2 protein-coding genes are annotated in these 1,873 nt (G+C 61.3%); one reads left to right on the plus strand and one right to left on the minus strand.

The window, feature by feature from the left end; translation table 11 throughout:
- A partial coding sequence (tnpC, locus tag ABIC51_RS40785; RefSeq protein WP_354007109.1) for an IS66 family transposase occupies positions 1 to 1,449 on the plus strand: 1,449 nt, incomplete at its 5' end.
- Here the strand turns inward: tnpC and ABIC51_RS40790 are convergent.
- Positions 1,446 to 1,811: a hypothetical protein gene (locus ABIC51_RS40790; RefSeq protein WP_034184980.1), complete on the minus strand. Its 366-nt coding sequence runs from the start codon at positions 1,809 to 1,811 to the stop codon at positions 1,446 to 1,448. The two genes, tnpC and ABIC51_RS40790, sit on opposite strands and share 4 nt — an antisense overlap.
- Positions 1,812 to 1,873: the final 62 nt, after the last annotated feature.

Raw genomic sequence — 1,873 nt, forward strand, 5'->3', positions numbered from 1 at the left:
AACGCTACCGCCAAGGCCGAGATCGAGCATCTGAAGCTGCTGATCGCAAAGCTGCGCCGCATGCAGTTCGGCCGCAGTTCCGAGAAACTGGACCGCCAGATTGAGCAGCTTGAGTTGCGACTGGAGGAACTCGAGGCCGACGAAGGTGCTGCTCCCATCGAGATTCCGAAGGCAACGCGCACTGCACCGGAACAAGCGCCGCGCAAACCGCTTCCCGAGCATCTGCCGCGCGAGATCCTGACGTACTGGCCGGAATCAGGCGAAACCTGCACTGCGTGTGGTGGCCCTATGAGGCAACTCGGCGAAGACGTCTCCGAACAGCTTGAATATGTACCGGCCAGCTTCCGCGTGATCCGCCATGTGCGCCCGAAACTGGCGTGTACGTGCTGCGACCATATCGCGCAAGCGGCTGCGCCGAGCCGCCCCATCGAGCGTGGCCTGGCTGGTCCGGGCTTGCTGGCCCATGTGCTGGTCGCGAAGTTCGCGGATCACCTGCCGTTGTATCGCCAGTCAGTGATCTATGCGCGCGAGGGTGTCGATCTGGATCGCTCGTTGCTGGCGAAATGGGTGGGCCATGGCGCGAACCTGCTGCGACCGCTGGTCGACGCCTTACGCCGGCACGTCATGGCGGCCACGAAACTGCATGCCGACGATACGCCGGTACCGGTACTCGCGCCGGGTAATGGCAAGACCAAGACCGGACGGCTGTGGGTCTATGTGCGCGACGACCGAAACTCGGCCGACATGACGCCGCCAGCCGTCTGGTTCACCTATACGCCCGACCGCAAGGGCATCCATCCGCAGCAGCATCTCCAGCCGTTCAACGGTACGTTGCAAGCCGATGCGTACGGCGGATACCAGGCGATTTACGAAACCGGGCAGGTAACAGAAGCAGCCTGCTGGGCCCATGCCCGGCGACAGTTCTATGAACTGCATGCCGCGCGACCGAATGCCTTGAACACCGAGGCGCTGGAGCGTATCGGCGCGTTGTACAAGATCGAGGAAGCGATCCGGGGCAAGCCGCCCGATGAACGGCGGGCGTACCGGCAAACCCACGCCAGGCCATTGCTTGAACAGTTCCATACGTGGCTGAGTGCCACGTTGGAAACGCTCTCGCGCAAATCCGACACGAGCCGGGCGATCCTCTATGCGCTGAATCGGTGGGAGGCGCTCACACGCTACTGTGACGACGGGCAGTTGGAGATCGACAACCTGCCGGTCGAGCGCGCACTGCGCGGCGTAGCTATCGGACGGCGCAACTACTTGTTCGCGGGGGCAGACTCAGGTGGCGAGCGCGCTGCCGCTATCTACAGCCTGATTGGCACCGCCAAGCTCAATGACATCGATCCGGAAGCATATCTGCGCCATGTGCTGGCGCGCATTGCGGATCATCCGATCAACCGGATTGATGACCTGCTGCCCTGGCATCTGGCACAGGATCTGGCTTAGTCCTCGTACGAGATCGGCGCTTCGGCGCAATCCAGGACAATCGAGTGCATGCGGATCTCGCACCACTCCTTGAATAGCTTGAGCGTACGACCTTGCGGCCATAGACGCTCGTCGACATACCAGTCCTCGAGCATGCGTTCGAAAATGACCTGCCAGTGCTTCTGTAACCAACGCTTGGCAGCGGCATCGGGATCGCTACCGGATGCAGGAACCAGAAAAGCGTTTGCGTTCTCGCTGGCTTGTTCCAGCGTCAATGCCATGCCTGGGGCAGAATCGACGCTGTTGATCCAGGTAACAAACGGAGCCTTCGGCACCACGATGGCAACAACTCGGTTCGCGATAAAACGTGGCTCCACTGGCATCTCGGCGATCTCGATTGGAAAGCCGCCATGCTAAAGCAATACGGTGTCGGTGCCACGCTTAC

This window comes from Burkholderia sp. 572 (assembly GCF_040545135.1).
GTDB classification, from domain to species: domain Bacteria; phylum Pseudomonadota; class Gammaproteobacteria; order Burkholderiales; family Burkholderiaceae; genus Burkholderia; species Burkholderia cepacia.

Coding starts and splice junctions, on each gene's coding strand:
- ABIC51_RS40790 (WP_034184980.1), bottom strand. CDS start 1,811: ATGCCAGTGGAGCCACGTTTTATCGCGAACCGAGTTGTTGCCATCGTG.